The sequence below is a fragment of the Sphingobium sp. LMA1-1-1.1 genome (assembly GCF_040676365.1).
In the GTDB taxonomy this organism is placed as follows: Bacteria; Pseudomonadota; Alphaproteobacteria; order Sphingomonadales; family Sphingomonadaceae; genus Sphingobium.
In genome coordinates this window covers 78,055-92,956 of record NZ_JBEGHS010000074.1, presented here as the reverse complement: position 1 = coordinate 92,956, position 14,902 = coordinate 78,055, and the positions used below count along the sequence as shown (strand labels likewise).

General features: G+C 63.2%; 14 protein-coding genes and 1 tRNA gene. 10 read left to right on the top strand and 5 right to left on the bottom strand.

The genetic code is table 11. From position 1 onward, the window contains the following. Positions 1 to 37: 37 nt before the first annotated feature. Both MRBLMA1_RS22095 and MRBLMA1_RS22090 read left to right on the top strand, forming a co-directional pair. Positions 38 to 727 carry an adenylate/guanylate cyclase domain-containing protein gene (locus tag MRBLMA1_RS22095; RefSeq protein ID WP_363739993.1) on the top strand — a complete coding sequence of 230 codons (690 nt, stop codon included), beginning with the start codon at positions 38 to 40 and terminating at the stop codon, positions 725 to 727. Then, positions 724 to 1,350 carry a Pycsar system effector family protein gene (locus tag MRBLMA1_RS22090; protein WP_363739992.1) on the top strand — a complete coding sequence of 209 codons (627 nt, stop codon included), beginning with the start codon at positions 724 to 726 and terminating at the stop codon, positions 1,348 to 1,350. Before MRBLMA1_RS22095 ends, MRBLMA1_RS22090 begins: the two co-directional genes overlap by 4 nt. A 184-nt stretch (positions 1,351 to 1,534) precedes the next feature. On the opposite strand, the gene MRBLMA1_RS22085 is transcribed toward MRBLMA1_RS22090, so the two are convergent. Continuing rightward, entirely contained in the window at positions 1,535 to 2,950 is a 1,416-nt protein-coding gene (locus MRBLMA1_RS22085) for a helix-turn-helix domain-containing protein (protein ID WP_363739990.1), read from the bottom strand. Positions 2,951 to 3,073: 123 nt separating this feature from the next. Between MRBLMA1_RS22085 and MRBLMA1_RS22080 the strand changes: the two genes are divergently transcribed. Continuing rightward, on the top strand, positions 3,074 to 3,241 hold the full coding sequence (locus tag MRBLMA1_RS22080; RefSeq protein WP_166666390.1) for a hypothetical protein: 168 nt from the start codon (positions 3,074 to 3,076) through the stop codon (positions 3,239 to 3,241). Between the two features lie 61 nt (positions 3,242 to 3,302). On the opposite strand, the gene MRBLMA1_RS22075 is transcribed toward MRBLMA1_RS22080, so the two are convergent. The 4 genes from MRBLMA1_RS22075 to MRBLMA1_RS22060 all read right to left on the bottom strand — a co-directional run bounded on the left by MRBLMA1_RS22075 (position 3,303) and on the right by MRBLMA1_RS22060 (position 8,728). Beyond that, positions 3,303 to 4,304, bottom strand: a complete 1,002-nt coding sequence (locus tag MRBLMA1_RS22075) for an inorganic phosphate transporter (RefSeq protein ID WP_363739988.1) — start codon at positions 4,302 to 4,304, stop codon at positions 3,303 to 3,305. A gap of 31 nt (positions 4,305 to 4,335) precedes the next feature. After that, on the bottom strand, positions 4,336 to 5,451 hold the full coding sequence (locus MRBLMA1_RS22070; protein WP_363739986.1) for a DUF47 family protein: 1,116 nt from the start codon (positions 5,449 to 5,451) through the stop codon (positions 4,336 to 4,338). Between the two features lie 106 nt (positions 5,452 to 5,557). Further along, positions 5,558 to 7,672: a TonB-dependent receptor gene (locus MRBLMA1_RS22065; RefSeq protein WP_363739984.1), complete on the bottom strand. Its 2,115-nt coding sequence runs from the start codon at positions 7,670 to 7,672 to the stop codon at positions 5,558 to 5,560. A gap of 132 nt (positions 7,673 to 7,804) precedes the next feature. After that, a complete protein-coding gene (locus MRBLMA1_RS22060; RefSeq protein WP_363739982.1) occupies positions 7,805 to 8,728 on the bottom strand; it encodes a LysR family transcriptional regulator in 924 nt (307 codons plus the stop codon). A 111-nt stretch (positions 8,729 to 8,839) separates the two neighbouring features. On the opposite strand from MRBLMA1_RS22060, the gene MRBLMA1_RS22055 reads away from it, so the two are divergent. From MRBLMA1_RS22055 to MRBLMA1_RS22025, 7 genes are all read left to right on the top strand, one after another. Continuing rightward, a tRNA-Gly gene (locus MRBLMA1_RS22055) sits at positions 8,840 to 8,913 on the top strand. 28 nt (positions 8,914 to 8,941) lie between these two features. Further along, complete coding sequence (locus tag MRBLMA1_RS22050; protein ID WP_363739980.1) at positions 8,942 to 9,136, top strand: DUF4169 family protein; 195 nt, start codon at positions 8,942 to 8,944, stop codon at positions 9,134 to 9,136. Between the two features lie 713 nt (positions 9,137 to 9,849). Further along, positions 9,850 to 10,278, top strand: a complete 429-nt coding sequence (locus MRBLMA1_RS22045; protein ID WP_363739978.1) for a hypothetical protein — start codon at positions 9,850 to 9,852, stop codon at positions 10,276 to 10,278. Positions 10,279 to 10,438: 160 nt separating this feature from the next. Next, entirely contained in the window at positions 10,439 to 11,656 is a 1,218-nt protein-coding gene (locus tag MRBLMA1_RS22040) for an argininosuccinate synthase (protein ID WP_363739976.1), read from the top strand. Positions 11,657 to 11,840: 184 nt separating this feature from the next. After that, positions 11,841 to 12,461, top strand: a complete 621-nt coding sequence (locus tag MRBLMA1_RS22035; protein WP_363739975.1) for an EF-hand domain-containing protein — start codon at positions 11,841 to 11,843, stop codon at positions 12,459 to 12,461. Positions 12,462 to 12,532: 71 nt separating this feature from the next. Continuing rightward, the gene (locus MRBLMA1_RS22030; RefSeq protein ID WP_363739973.1) at positions 12,533 to 13,252 is read left to right on the top strand and encodes a response regulator; all 720 of its coding nucleotides are present in this window, start codon (positions 12,533 to 12,535) and stop codon (positions 13,250 to 13,252) included. Continuing rightward, positions 13,249 to 14,604, top strand: a complete 1,356-nt coding sequence (locus MRBLMA1_RS22025) for an ATP-binding protein (protein ID WP_363739971.1) — start codon at positions 13,249 to 13,251, stop codon at positions 14,602 to 14,604. Before MRBLMA1_RS22030 ends, MRBLMA1_RS22025 begins: the two co-directional genes overlap by 4 nt. Positions 14,605 to 14,902: the final 298 nt, after the last annotated feature.

Here is a 14,902-nt window from a genome sequence, read left to right as displayed (position 1 = left end):
CTACCATATAAAACAGGTGGCACGGAATCTAGCGGCGGTGGACAAAATCCGCGAGCGCAGTCAGGTTGCGGCAGGGCGGGTTATTCCATCCAGCGGCGACCTTCCGCTTCACGCAGGACGCCGCATTGATGCCACGGTGATGTTCTTGGACATCAGCAAATTTTCGAGCCGCCCTTCTTGGACAGATATGGAGCAAGAGAACAATCTCCGCGTCCTGTCGCTGTTTTTCAGCGAGATGATCCGTATCGTTCTGGATTATGGCGGCACTGTGGAGAAGAACACGGGCGACGGCCTGATGGCCTATTTTACCCGCAACGCGGCAAGCGGCGTTACCTCACAACAGACCGCCGTCGCCGCCGCCCTCACGATGTTCTCCGCCGCAAAGACCATTGTAAACCCGCTTATCCAGAAAGCGGGTCTTATCCCACTCGATTTCAGAATTTGCCTCGATCACGGCCCGATAACCATCGCGCAGGTGGGTGTCGCCCGCGATTTCAACGGCATAGTTGCTATAGGGACGACGGCAAATATCGCGAGTAAGATGCTGGCCTTCGCCGATCCGAATACGATTTTGATCGGGACAAAAGTGTACGAAGGTTTGCCCGCCGTCTGGCAATCTGAGTATGCTACTTTCAAGACGGCAGAGACGGGCTGGTTCTACACCGACAATAACGTGCCTTACGCCTTCTGGCTTTATCACGGACGATGGAACATTCCGACAGCATGACCGACCAAAATCAATCTGCCAGCGCCGAACATATGGCCACGCTGATCGTGGAAGAGGTCCGAAGCGCACCATCGCTGGCTGTACCGGAAACAGGCCGCGGGGAAATCGTGCCATCGTGCATATCACCTCTAGAAGGATACCACGCGGACTTCGCGGCTTTTCAAGAAGAGTATGTCAGAAATTACATATCGCTGGCCGATACGAAGGCCGCGTGGACGTTTACAATTGCCTCTGGTGTTTTGGTGTATCTGATCGGAACTAATAGAATCAAAGACGCGCTTTTGGCACCTGTATTGTCATGGCACTACGCTTCGCTTATCGTCTCTGTCCTCCTCCTCGTGATTTCGGCATTCTTTTCTTTCCGCGTGGTCGCGCCAAGGCTGGCTTCGAAATCGGGTGAGGGAATTGTGTTCTTTGGATCGGTCGCCGCGAAAGACGATGCCGCAAGCTATGTCAGCGAAGTGGCCGCACATGATTCGGCCGAAATCACGGAAGCGCGTTTGAAACACTGCTTCGACGTGTCCAAGGTCTGCGACGGAAAATATGCTTCTCTCAAGAAGGCAATCTGGTTCGGGCTTCCCGCGTTGGCGGCTAGTTTGGTGGCCATCCTTTTAAATACGTAACGGCTTATGCCCTAGCTTCATAAGCGGGAATTCCTGATCGCGATCGCCGACGCAGCCGCATTTCACACAAGCTGACATTCCCACTGCCGCATCAGAACGGCGTATGTCACTCAGGAGTTGTCGCGGTAGCTGTCAGCTTTCGCCGTGGAGGCGCTCCGAAGCGGATATTCTCCAATCGGCCACTTCAAACCCGCCGGAACGGAAACGGCGCCACCGTCCGCTCATAGCCATGCAAATCCAGCGCCCGCGTCACCGGGGGCAGGGCGCGATCCGGACACCCCCGCCGCTCGCACAAATGGCAGGTCGGCCCCACCTGCGTCGCCGCGCCCTTCTCCAGGTCGATCCCGTCGGCATGCACGATCCGCGCCCCATGCTTCGCCTCGCAGCCGAGCGCGATAACGGACCGCCCCCGCGCACCGCCCTCCCTGGGCAGCCCCACGGTCAGGCTGATGAAGCGCCGCCCGTCCATCGTCTCGATCAATTGCGGGAGCACCGCATCCGGCGCCTGCGCCTCATGCGCATCCCAGCGCGGGCAGCTGCCCCCCAGCCGCGCAAAGGGCCACGCCTCCCCGTCGAAGCGCTTGGACATGATGCCCGCCCGGTCCACCTTCGCCATGAAGAAGGGCACGCCCCGAGCCCCCGTCCGCCCCAGGCTGGTCAGCCGATGGGCAAGCTGTTCCATCGACACGCCAAAGCGCGCCCGCAGCAGCGGCAGGTCGTGCCGGCTCTGCTCCGCCGCCTTGGCGAAACGGTCATAGGGCATGATCAGCGCCGCCGCCGCATAGTTGGTGAGCGCGATCCCCGCGAGCCGGCGGCTGTCCTCGTCCGGCGGCCCCGCCCGCGCCACCTGCGCGGCGATCATGTCCGCCAGTTCCTGCGCGCAAAGCTGGTAGGCGACCGCGAACAGCCGCCCCGAAGAGGCCAGCCGCTCGCTCAGCAACAGCCGCCGCCGGTGCATGTCATAATGGCGCAGCGTCCCCGCCAGCACATCCTCCCGCACGATCTGCACGGCCATGCCGTGCCGCTCCTTCAGCCGCGCCCGGATCCCCGCCTGCACGGCAGAGGGATCGTCGCCCAGCTCCCCCGCCAGCGACTCCGCCGCCGCGTCCAGTTCCGCGAAATGATTGCCCGCCCGCGCTATCGTCTCGCGCAGCCAGTCGATCGGCGCATGCAGCGGCGCCACGCTCCCCGGCGCCCCGGCCGATCCCGCCGCCACCTGCTCCGGCAACCGCCGCAGATCGCTGAGCGCCCGGTAAAAGCGCCCGATCGCCTCGCTCACCCCCGGATAATTCTCCGCGACCTCCAGCACTTCGTCCTTGGCGACGCCGATGTCGCGCACCAGCGCATCGGACAAAATCTCCCCCAGCGCGCTCGCGGCTCCTTCCTGCGTGCTGGCGACGAAATCGCGAATGTCGATGTCATAGACATTGGCCAGCCGCAGCAGCATCTGCGCCGTCAACGGCCGCTGGTTGCGCTCCAGATGGTTCAGGTAACTGGGCGATACCCCCAGCTCCTCCGCCATCCGCGTCTGGTTGAGCCCCAATTCCCGCCGCAAAACCCGCAGCTTCGGCCCCAGATAGAGTTTCCGATCATCCGCCATACTGTCACTATGTCAAAAAATGACAATATGAACAAGTCACCGCATGACACCGCCTCACTAATCGCCCTTCATTGACCGACAGGTTCATGGTTTGATGCGTCATCCCAACGGAAAGGAAGCCCCATGGAAACGACCCAAGCACCCCAGCCCGCCCGCTCCCGCGCGGTTTTCTCGCCGGAGGATTTCGGCCTGATCCGCACCGCCATCGCCCATTATCTGCGCGAGGTTCAGGACCAGCCGGAATCGGTCAAATACGCCAATCTCTACCACCGCCTCGGCCGGGTGGGCTGATCATTTCGAGGTTCAGGAGAGGGAAGGGCGCGGCGGAAAAACCGACCGCGCCCTTTTCCCGTCAGAAAAGCCGCGTCAGCCCGTAAAAGGCCGCGCCGATCGCCGCCGCCGCCGGCAGTGTCACCACCCAGGCGACGATGATGCTCGACGCCACGTTCCACCGGACCGCCGACAACCGCCGCGAAGCCCCCACGCCCACGATCGCGCCGGTGATGGTATGGGTCGTCGATACCGGCACGCCCAGATGCGTCGCCAGGAACAGCGTCAACGCCCCGCCCGTCTCCGCGCAAAATCCCTGCCCCGGCGTCAATCGCGTGATCTTCGATCCCATGGTGTGGACGATCTTCCATCCGCCCAGCAACGTCCCCATGCCCATCGCCGCCTGACAGCTCAACACCACCCAGAAGGGCACATGGAATCCGCCCGTCAGCATGCCTTGCGAATAGAGCAGCACCGCGATGATCCCCATCGTCTTCTGCGCGTCATTGCCGCCATGCCCCAGCGAATAGAGCGACGCCGACACAAGCTGCATCTTCCGGAACACCCGGTCCGCCCCCTGCGGCGTGAAGCGCCGGAAGATCCAGCTCACGATCAGCACCAGCAGCAATGCCAGGACCAGCCCGATCGCAGGCGACAGCACGATGGCGGCGCTGGTCTTGAACACCCCGCTCCATACCACTGCCGAAGCCCCGGCCTTGGCGGTCCCCGCGCCCAGCAATCCGCCGATCAGCGCATGACTGCTGGAGGAAGGGATGCCCAACCCCCAGGTGATGAGGTTCCAGGCGATCGCCCCCATCAGCGCGCCGAAAATCACGGCCGGATCGATGATGCTGGCATCGACAATGCCCTTGCCCACCGTCTCCGCCACATGCAGCCCGAAGAAGAGGAAGGCGATGAAATTGAAGAACGCCGCCCACGCGACCGCATATTGCGGTTTCAGGACCCGCGTCGATACGATGGTCGCGATCGAGTTGGCGGCGTCGTGCAGCCCGTTCAGGAAATCGAACAGCAGCGCGATGCCGATCAGCGCGACCAGCAGCGGAAAGGCGAGTTGGGCTTCCATATGTCTGCGGCTCTTGTCTTCTCTGGCCGGATCAGGCGTGGTCGATGACCAGGCCGGAAATCTCGTTGGCGACGTCCTCGAACCGATCCGTCACCTTCTCCAGATGGCTGTAGATTTCGTTTCCGACGACGAAATCCATCGGATTGCCCTGCCGCGCCTGATTGTAGAGCGCTTTCAGTCCCGCCTCATGCAGGATGTCGGCATGCCCCTCCAGCTTCACCAGCCGTTCGGTCAGGTCATGCAGCCGTGCCGAATTGAGGTTCAGTGAACGCAGCAGCGGCATCGTCTCCGCCGTGATCCGCGCGCATTCGACGATCAGCGCGCTCATGTCCTGCATCTGGGACGGAAATTCCGTCACCTCGAACAGCGCGATAGCCTTGGCCGTCTGGTTCATCTGGTCGATGGCGTCGTCCATCACCCCGATCAGTCCGGTGATGGCGCTGCGATCGAACGGCGTCACGAAGATGCGGCGCACATCCTGCAGCACTTCGCGGATGATGTCGTCCGCCTCATGCTCCCGGTCCGAAATCTCCTTGATATGGGCATCGATGTCCGGCCCGCCCTTCAGCAGCTTGGCGAGCGCATCAGCACCGGCGACCAGGGTCGCAGCATGATCCTCGAACTGCTCGAAAAAGCGCCCTTGCTTGGGCATCAGCGCGTGAAACCAGCGCAGCATTCCAGTCCTTTCGCTTTGCCATTCCTTGACCCGCAGCAACGTCCGCACGAACAGGCCCGGATCACGGGGTGGTTCGCGGAAAGCGGCGATGATGGATTGCAGATCGGGTTCGTCGACAGCCTTTGCAGCTTCGGCAACCGGGAACCATCGCAGTTCCCGCTGCCCTTGTTCGGGCCATTGCGACAACTGGCCCGTCACCGCAAGCGGGAAAACCTCGACAGTCGCCTCTTTCGTGTCGCCCCGCCGCCGCTTCTTGTCATAGCGATAGCGGCCGAGCGGCGCAGGGCAGGCAATGCCGTGAATGCCCGCCTCTTCATAGGCCTCTAGCTCGGCGGCGCGATGGCCGGCCATGCCCTTGATGCGATTGCCCTTGGGGATCACCCAGCGGCGGGTATCGCGCGAGGTGATCAACAGGATCCGCATCGACCCGTCAGGGCCGGTCGAATAGGGAAGGGCGGCGATCTGACGCATTCAGCCGCCCTTATACGCCCGCTGGCGCATCCGATCGAGTTTTGCCCACCCCTGGTCCATCCGCGCCTTGTAACGAAATCGTCACATTGCGCAATCAAGCAGGTTATCAGATCGAAAGCCGCGCCGTCAGCCGGATATCCCGTCCCGCCAGGGGGGCGTAGTCCTTCAGGAAACTGGCCGCCCGCCGCGCCTCCACATCGAAGATATTGTTGGCGGAAAGGGTGATGGTCGTCCGGCCGTTGCCCTTTATCGGCTTGAAGGACAACGATGCGTTGACCAGTGTGAAGCCGTCGGTCGGCGTTTCGGTGTCGGTGATGCGGTTCTGGGCGAAGCTGCGTTCGACTTCGCCGCGAACGCTCAGCCGATCGCCCTGCAGTTCCAGGCCGCCCAGCAGACGCAGCGGAGGTATGCGCGGCGCCGGGCCGGATCCGACGATGGTGGCGCGCACATAATCTGCCACGCCGTCCAGGTTGAGGGCATAGCTGCCGATCTGCCCCAACTTCACCGTGCCTTCCGCTTCAAAGCCGAGATAGCGGGCATTCGCCTGCAGATTCTGGTAGCAGGGGAAGGATAGCGGTTCGCCCCCATTGGCGGCCATGCAGACGCCGTCATCGACCCGCACATCGTAGATATAGCCGTTGAACCAGTTATGATAGGCCGAGAGCGAGAGCGTGTAGCCATCGCCCTGGCCGCGCAGCGTGCCTTCGATGCCCCAGCTCTTTTCCAGTCCGAAATCAGGATTGCCGAGTTCAAAGGCTTGCGTTCCGGCGTGATTGCCGCGGGCAAACAGCTCTTCGGCCGAAGGAGCCCGCTCCGTACGGGACAGGTTCAGTCCGACGCGCCAGCCGGGCACGAGTTCCTGACTGACACCCAGTGAGCCGGACAGCGCATTGAAGCTGCGATGATAGGCGGGGTTGAACAAGGTCTCGTCCGCATCCGCTGCGACGCGCGTATGTTCATAACGGCCGCCCAGTTCGATCCGGGTGGTGCCCAGGTCGAAGGACTGCAGCGTGAAGAAGCCCAGTTGCTCCGTTTCGTTGCGCGGCAGGAACTTTTCCTCCCCCTCGACATGGAAGTTGCGCGCGAAGAACTGCGCGCCGATCGCGCCGTCCCATCCGCCGCGCTTCGCCTGCACCAGTTCGAGCCGCGATTCGATCGACTGGTTGTAGAATGTCGTGCCGACCTCGCCCGTCTCCTCGATCTCCTGATGCTGATAGTCGGCGAAGCCGGCGCGGAGGCGGATGGATTCCAGGAAGCCGCCATTGACCGGCAATTCGGCGCGCAGATCGGCACGATCCTGCTTCATGTGCAACCGCACCTTTTCCGCTTCGCCATCGGCATCGAGCGAATAGCGGACCGGCACGCCGTAGAAATTGTCGGTATGCGCGACCGAAAAGCCCAGATTGCCGCCATCGGTGATGAGCGCCGCGCCGCCCGCCACTTCCCAGGTTCGCGCTCCGCTGTTGGGCAGCTTGCCTCTCAGGCTGGCGAGGTCGCGGATTGCCGGATCGCCGCTGGCAGCCGCCTGTGCCCGCAGCGCGGGGGTCAGGATGTAGTTGCCGGTGTCCAGGTCGCCGCTTCTGGAATAGCTGCCATCGAAATGGACAACGAACTTGTCGCCAATGGGCGCTTCGATCTCGCCCGATCCGGTGCGTTCATGGGCGGCGCTGCCATAGGTGGCGATGCCGTCGATGTGGATCGGTTCGTCCGGCACGCGGCGGGGAATGCGGCTGTCGATCACATTGACTACGCCGCCAATGGCTGAGGAACCGTAGAGCAGGGCGGCGGGTCCGCGCAGCACCTCTATGCGATCGGCGGTGAGGGGGTTGATCGCCACGGCGTGATCGACAGAGGTGTTCGAGACGTCGAAGCTGCCTATGCCGTCGGTGAGGATGCGCACGCGTTCGCCCTGGAAGCCGCGCAGCACGGGGCGCGATGCATTGGGGCCGAAGGAGGTCGCGGATACGCCAGGCTGGCGGGCGAGCGTGTCGCCGATCGTCGGACGCAGCGACCTGGTCAGCTCTTCGCCGGACACGACCGACGTACCTGAAAGAATATCGCCTTGCCGGCGGGGAATGATGGCGGTGACGACGATGTCGGCCCGCTGATCATGATAACCCTGGGGAGAGGAGTCCGATGCCGGAGCCTGGGCCATGGCGGGCAAACTGGCAGACAATGCGGAGAGGGCGCAACCGGCACGCAACAGTGCGGAACGATACATTCGGTTCGTCATCCTTCATGATTGGGAAGAAGATGGTGCCCTCCTATCTGAAATGATATAGCATATCAACATCGCACGAGCCGGATTTGATCCATCGCGCCCGAAACGGTTTGAGTGCACCGCGAGAAGCAATCAGAGAAAGAGAAATTCCGCGAGCGCCGCGGCGGCGGCGGGGCTTTCGCTGCCGACAGCCTGTCGCACTTCGATGGCTGGCAACGGCTGTTCGAGTGCAATCCGCCTGATGCCGGTCATTCGTCCAAGATCACGGGCGAGCGGGCCGAAGGCGGCAAAGCAGCCGGCGCCTTCGCGCAATATGGTCATGATGTCGAACAGATTGTCGGTCTCCAGCACCGGATCCCCCAACCTTATGCCACTGCGCAGCAGCGCCTCGTCGATGATCCGCCGCAGGCTGTTGCGCGGTTCCATGGCGAGCGTCGGGATTGCGGCAAGCTCAGTCGTGGCCACACTGTCGCGGCGGGCGAGGGGGTGATCGACGCCCGCGTAAAGGTTGATCTGTTCTGACCAGCCATAGCGGGAGGGGGGCTCGTCCGTTTCGCCCAGGGCATAGAAATAGGCTATGTCGGCCTTGCCTCGCCGCAGCGACCAGGCGGCTTCGTCCGCCAGGTGGATCGTCAGGTCGAGCGTGATCGCTATGTCGTCATTCGCCGCCTCGAAAGCGGCAAGCGCATCCTGGAAATGGCCGAAAACCGGGGCTGGGGCCGCCAGGACGATGTTTTGCCTTGAAGGAGGGGATTCGGCCAGCGGCGCGGCAGGCGACGGCGATGTCATGTCGTTGGCCTGGTCGACCTGCCAGTTTTCCGGCTGGTCCTGCGACAGCAGCGTCATGGCTTCCGCTGTTTTTCGGCCGGCCGGCGTCAGGTGGGGATTGCCGGCAAGATCGTCGAACAGGCGATAGCCGAGGCGCAGTTCCAGCGAGGCCAGATCGCGGGCGACATCGTCGGCCGAAACGCCAAGATCACGGGCGCAGCGCAAGAGGCTGCCCGATGCCACCATCTGCGCGAATATATCCAACTGGCGCAGGGAAGGCGTGGCCATGAGCCCCTGATAGTGCAAATATCGTGCGGGGTTAAGGCGGATATTGGGTGAATATCTCTTTGCCATATTGACGAGGGCCGCCCAAAGATGGCAGGGCGCTCAGCCTGACGGGCGGGTATAGCTCAATGGTAGAGCACTAGCCTTCCAAGCTTGTGATGCGGGTTCGATCCCCGCTACCCGCTCCATTCCCGTCATAGAGGCTCCGTCCACGGCATGGGCGACATCGTCAATCTTCGACAGGCGCGCAAGGCGAAGGCTCGGGCGGATCGGGAACGGCAGGCGCATGGCAATCGCGTGAAGTTCGGTCGCACGAAGGCGGAACGCCAGATTGAGGCAGCGGAAGAAGAACGCAAGAAGCGCTTGATCGATGGCGCGCGCCGCGATCGCAGGGATGATGATACCAAATAAAGCTTCACTATTCCTGAGCGATTGGCACGAAGATGGAATACGAAATCTTCGGAAAGAAGATGAACAGCTGTTAATTTTTCTGCTCGATCGATCATTCTGTCCGTGATTTGGCTCGACTGATCCGGAATAGGCTGCAGCCGTTGCGTTTAAACCCGCAGCTCACGGGTTTAACATTCGCTATGACTGGACATATTCGCTCACTTCGCCCCGCCAGGGCCGCGATTGCCGCTGTTCTGGCTATCAGTTCGCCTACGCTGTTCGCGCAGACGGTCATTCCGCCTGCGCAACCGGTGATCGTCGATCCTCCCGTCGCACAGACGCCGCCGGCAGCTTCGCCTGCTCCGGTTTTCGCGCCTTCCCAACCGGTGGTCCAATCGACGCCTTCGGTCGAGCAGCGGTTGGACGCGGCTATTACAGCGTCGCAAGCGGAGGAGGCGCAGGCCGTTCCTGCCGCAGCCCCGGTGAAGCGCAAGGCGCCCCGGCCCGCTGCCCGCACGATAGCCCGCACCGAGCCCGTTGCGGCCCCACAACGTTCCGAGCCCCTGACACAGCGTGAAGCGCCGTCCCCTGCACCATCTGCCCCTGCGTCATCTGCGCCATTAGCTGAGGCGGTCGCGCCGGCTGCACCCGCTGCGCCGGAAAGGCAGGCACCGCCCGCATCGTCGGAGGCCCGGAGCGATCCCGCATTGCTTTGGGCGTTGGGCGGCGGCTCCTTGCTGATGATCGGCCTTGCCGGTGCTGCGCTGATGCGCAGACGCGCGCATCGTCAGGAAGTGGAGCATTGGGAGGGCGAGATTATCCAGCCCGAGCCTGTGCAGGCTGCCCAGCGACCTGTTCCGGCCATGCCCTTGATGACGCCGTCCCCTGCGGTCGCACCGGTGCCAAGCGAGGAGGAAAGCACCTTGGAGGCGATGGTGGCTGCACCGCCCAGCGCGGAAAACCCGTTCCGCACCCATGCCAAGCGCAGGACCAGAGCAAAATTCCTGCTGGCGCAGCGGCAGAAGCAGGTTCAAACGCCGATAGTCGCGGAAAGCTTGGCTCCGACCGAATCGCCCCGGCCCGCGAGGGCGGCCACGCAGACGGTGTATCGCTTTGGTTCCGACCGTCGACGCGAGGGTGTCTTCAAGCCGCGGACAAGCTGAGTCCGATTGGATTCCTTGAGGAAAGGGGATGCCGGTCCCGATCGGTATCCCCTTTGTCATGCAATAGTTCCGCCGATCCAGTTGCGCTGGATCGTTCGGCCTGATACCGGCCCGCCGGTAATTGCATGGCCGCCCAGGCCCGCCTCAAGGAAAGTTGCCCATGTCCGACAAGATCAACCGCATCGTTCTTGCCTTCTCAGGTGGGCTGGATACCAGCGTGATCCTGAAATGGCTGCAACAGACCTACCAGTGCGAGGTAGTGACCTTCACTGCCGATCTGGGGCAGGGCGAGGAACTGGAACCGGCACGTGCGAAGGCACGGCTGATGGGTGTCAAGGAAGAGCACATCTTCATCGACGACCTGCGCGAAGAATTCGTGAAGGATTATGTGTTCCCGATGATGCGCTCCAACGCGCTCTATGAAGGGCTCTATCTGCTCGGCACATCCATCGCCCGCCCGCTGATCGCCAAGCGCCAGATCGAGATCGCGAAGCTGATTGGCGCGGATGCGGTGTCGCACGGCGCGACGGGAAAGGGCAATGATCAGGTGCGCTTCGAGCTTGGCTATTACGGCCTTGCCCCCGACATCAAGGTGATCGCCCCCTGGCGGGAATGGGATTTGACCAGCCGCACCAGGCTGATCGAATTCGCCGAAAAGCACCAGATCCCGATCCCGCGCGACAAGCGCGGCGAAAGCCCCTTTTCGACGGATGCGAACATGCTGCACACCTCTTCGGAGGGGAAGGTGCTGGAAGATCCGTGGGAGGAAACCCCGGACTATGTCTATTCGCGCACCGTCAATCCGGAGGATGCGCCTGACGCGCCGGAATATATCACCATCGATTTCGAGCGTGGCGACGGCGTGGCGATCAACGGCGTCGGCATGAGCCCGGCGACGCTGCTGGAAACGCTCAACGAATATGGCCGCAAGCATGGCATCGGCCGGCTCGACCTGGTCGAGAACCGCTTCGTCGGCATGAAGTCGCGCGGCATGTATGAAACGCCGGGCGGCACCATCTATCATCTGGCGCACCGGGGCATCGAGCAGCTGACGCTCGATCGCGGCGCCGCGCATCTGAAGGATGAACTGGCGCCGCGCTACGCCGAGCTCATCTATAACGGCTTCTGGTTCTCGCCGGAGCGCGAAATGCTGCAGGCGGCGATCGACCACAGCCAGGAGAAGGTGACCGGCACGGTTCGCCTGAAGCTCTACAAGGGCGGTGTTTATGTCGTTGGCCGCAAGTCGCCTTATTCGCTGTACAGCGAGAAGGTCGTGACCTTCGAGGATGATGCGGGCGCCTATGACCAGCGCGACGCGGCGGGTTTCATCAAGCTGAACGCGCTTCGCCTGCGCCTGTTGGGCCGTCGCGACCGCTGACCGCCTTCCGTCCCCGGCGTCGCTATTGTTGGTGCGCCGGGGAAAGGAAGACAGGCATGGTTCGCGATACAAATTGCGACATTTATCGGGCCTGATGACAAAGTTGCGGGACAAAACTCCCCGATAAGCGTTTTCAAGGACGGCGGAGCGCCGTTCGTGACAGATGCTTTGAAGGAAGACTCGAATGATCCGCAAATTCATGACTACGGTGGCGCTGGGTTCGCTGTTCGTTGGCGGGCTGGCGGCCAGCCATCTCGCCTTCGCGCAGGATGGACCGCCCCGCGCCGGCGGCCCTCGCGGCGGTGGCATGCTGATGATGGCCGATGCCGACAAGGACGGCACTGTCACCAAGGCGGAACTGACGGCCGCGCTGGATGCCCGCTTCGCCAGGCTGGACGTCAACAAGGACGGCAAGATTGATCAGGCGGATCGCGATATCCTACGCCAGCAGCGGCTCGATGCGCGCTTTGCGGCTCTGGATACCGACAGGAACGGTCAGATCAGCAAGGCGGAATTCGTCGCCGGGCATGAGGGCCGGCAGGACCGTATCGGCGGCCATGGCGGCCCGGATCGTGGCGGCTGGGGTCATCGCGGCCCCGGCATGCGCGGCGGCCCGGACGGTGGAATGGCGAAGGACGGCGTGATCACCAGGGCGGATTTCATGGCGCGCCCCCTCGCCATGTTCGACAAGGCCGACACCAACCATGACGGCAAGGTGACCGCAGAAGAGATGAAGGCTGCGCGGCAGGCGTTCCGCGATGGTTGGAAAGACCGCAAGGGGCCGCCCCCGCCGCCCGCCGATTAAGGGCTGGGTCGAAGGCGTCGATGGCGCCTTCGGCCTTCCCACCTGCTTCCAGCCATGACAAGAACCGGACCATGAGCGAACGACCCCATTTGCTGCTCGTCGACGACGAGCGCTCGATCCGCGAGCCGCTGGCGCAATATCTTGTCCGCAACGGCTTTCGCGTGACGGCCGTCGAAAACGCGGCGGAAGCACGGATACGCCTTAAAGCCAATGCCATCGACCTGGTCATTCTGGACATCATGATGCCGGGCGAGGACGGGTTGTCGCTCTGTCGCCATATCCGGGAAACGAGCGAGATTCCGGTCATCCTGCTCACGGCGAAATCGGAAGAGACGGACCGCATCGTCGGGCTGGAAATGGGGGCCGACGATTATGTGCTGAAGCCCTTTTCCCCGCGTGAGCTGGTTGCCCGCATCAAGGTGATCTTTCGCCGCGTGGCGACCGGTGGGCAGCGCGTCACCGCGACCGATGGCGCCACCTATGCTTTCGCCAACTGGTTGCTCAAGACGCAGGAGCGCACGCTGGTCGACGGCGAGGGCGTAGCGCTGCCGCTGTCCACGGCGGAATATAATCTGATGCTGGCCTTCGCCACCCGGCCCAATCAGGTGCTGAGCCGCGACCAGTTGCTGGACATCACCCAGGGGCGGGAGGCCAATGCCTTCGACCGGGCGATCGACAACCAGATCAGCCGCCTGCGCAAGAAGATAGAGCCTGATCCCAGGAACCCGACCCTCATCAAGACGGTGTGGGGCGGCGGTTACACCCTGTCCGCGGACGTGCGCAAGCTGTGAGGCGGCTGCGCCTGTGGCCGCAGGGCGTCGTCGGCCAGATCATCATCCTTGTCGCGCTGGCGCTGTTCGTGGCGCAGGCGATCAATTTCACCCTGTTGCTGCGCGAACGTCAACGGATCGAGCTTACCGCGCAGACGGCTCCTGGCGTCTTTCGCATCGTCGACGCGCTCGACAGCCGGCCGGACCAGCGCGGCGGGGATGAGGCGGACCGGCGAGGACGGGTGCGCTTCCTGGACGCTGCCCCGCCGTTGCAGGGCCAGTCCCGACCGGACGTGGAGCGTCGCGCCAGGGCGATGTTCGACGATGTCGGGCTTTCGGTCCGCTCCATCCATGCGGCCGAACAGCCGCAGTTGCTGCCCCTGCGGCGCTGGGACAATTTCCGCATGCGCGCGGGCGGAGACAGGCATGGTCATGTGCATGTGACCCGCCTGGCCATGGCCGTCGAATATCAGCCGGGAAAATGGGCGCTGACGCAGACACGCATCGGCGACCGGCCGCCACGCTTTGGCGGCTGGCTGGTGGGGCAGACGCTGATCCTCTACGCGATCGTGCTGCTGCCGCTGCTGTGGGTCGGTCGCAGGCTGGCGCGGCCATTGAAGCAGTTGACCGCCTCGGCGGAACAATTCGCCCTTACCGGATCGGCCGATGCGGTGGAGGAGCGCGGCCCCGGCGACGTGCGGCAGCTCACCATGGCCTTCAATGCGATGCGCAGCCGCATCTTCGCGATGCTGAACGAGAAAGACCGGATGCTGGGCGCGATCGGCCATGACCTGCGCACGCCGCTGGCCTCGCTGCGCGTGCGCACCGAATCGGTGGAGGACGAGGGCGAGCGCGCCCGCATGTCCGAGACGATCGAGGAGATGAACCGGATGCTGGAGGATATCCTCTCTCTCGCCCGCGCCGGGCGCAGCAGCGAAGCCCGGCAGAAGGTGGACCTGTCGGCGCTGGCCGATGCCGTGGTCGAGGATTTTCTGGAGCTTGGTTCCCCGGTCGACCTGGCCGACAGTGCGCGCGCGGTGGCCAATGTCCGTCCCCAGCAGATTCGCCGCGCCCTGCGCAACCTGATCGAAAATGCCATCGTCTATGGCGAGCGGGCGCATGTTTCGGTCGAACGGGCGGACGGCGCGGTCCGGTTGATCGTGGCGGATGACGGGCCAGGCATAGCCGAGGAACGGATGGCGGAAATGATGGAGCCCTTCACCCGGCTGGAGGGCTCGCGCAACCGGGAAACGGGCGGGGCGGGCCTGGGGCTGGCGCTGGTGCGGGCGATCATGATCGAACATGGCGGCGCGCTGAAACTGGCCAACCGCGCGCAGGGCGGGTTGGAGGCAAGCCTGGTCCTGCCGGCCTGAAAATGGCTGTTTTCCGCCGAAGTTCACAGTGTATGCGCGCGCGTGCCTGCGCGCGCATAGGCGTGGTGGGCGGGATATGAACGTTTCAAAGAGGGGTGGGCGATAGGCCCGCCAGCGTGCAATAGGACAGGCAGAACTGGCATGTTCGGAGGAATAGGATCTTTTGTTGGGCTCCTGTTGCCCCTGGGTCACACAGGCTTTGGCGAGTGTCCTTGGCCGGGAGCGGCGGTGGCAGGTGGATCGGGATCCGGCACGTGCCTGTCGATTTCGCTATTGGGCAATGATATCGAAAGTCCCC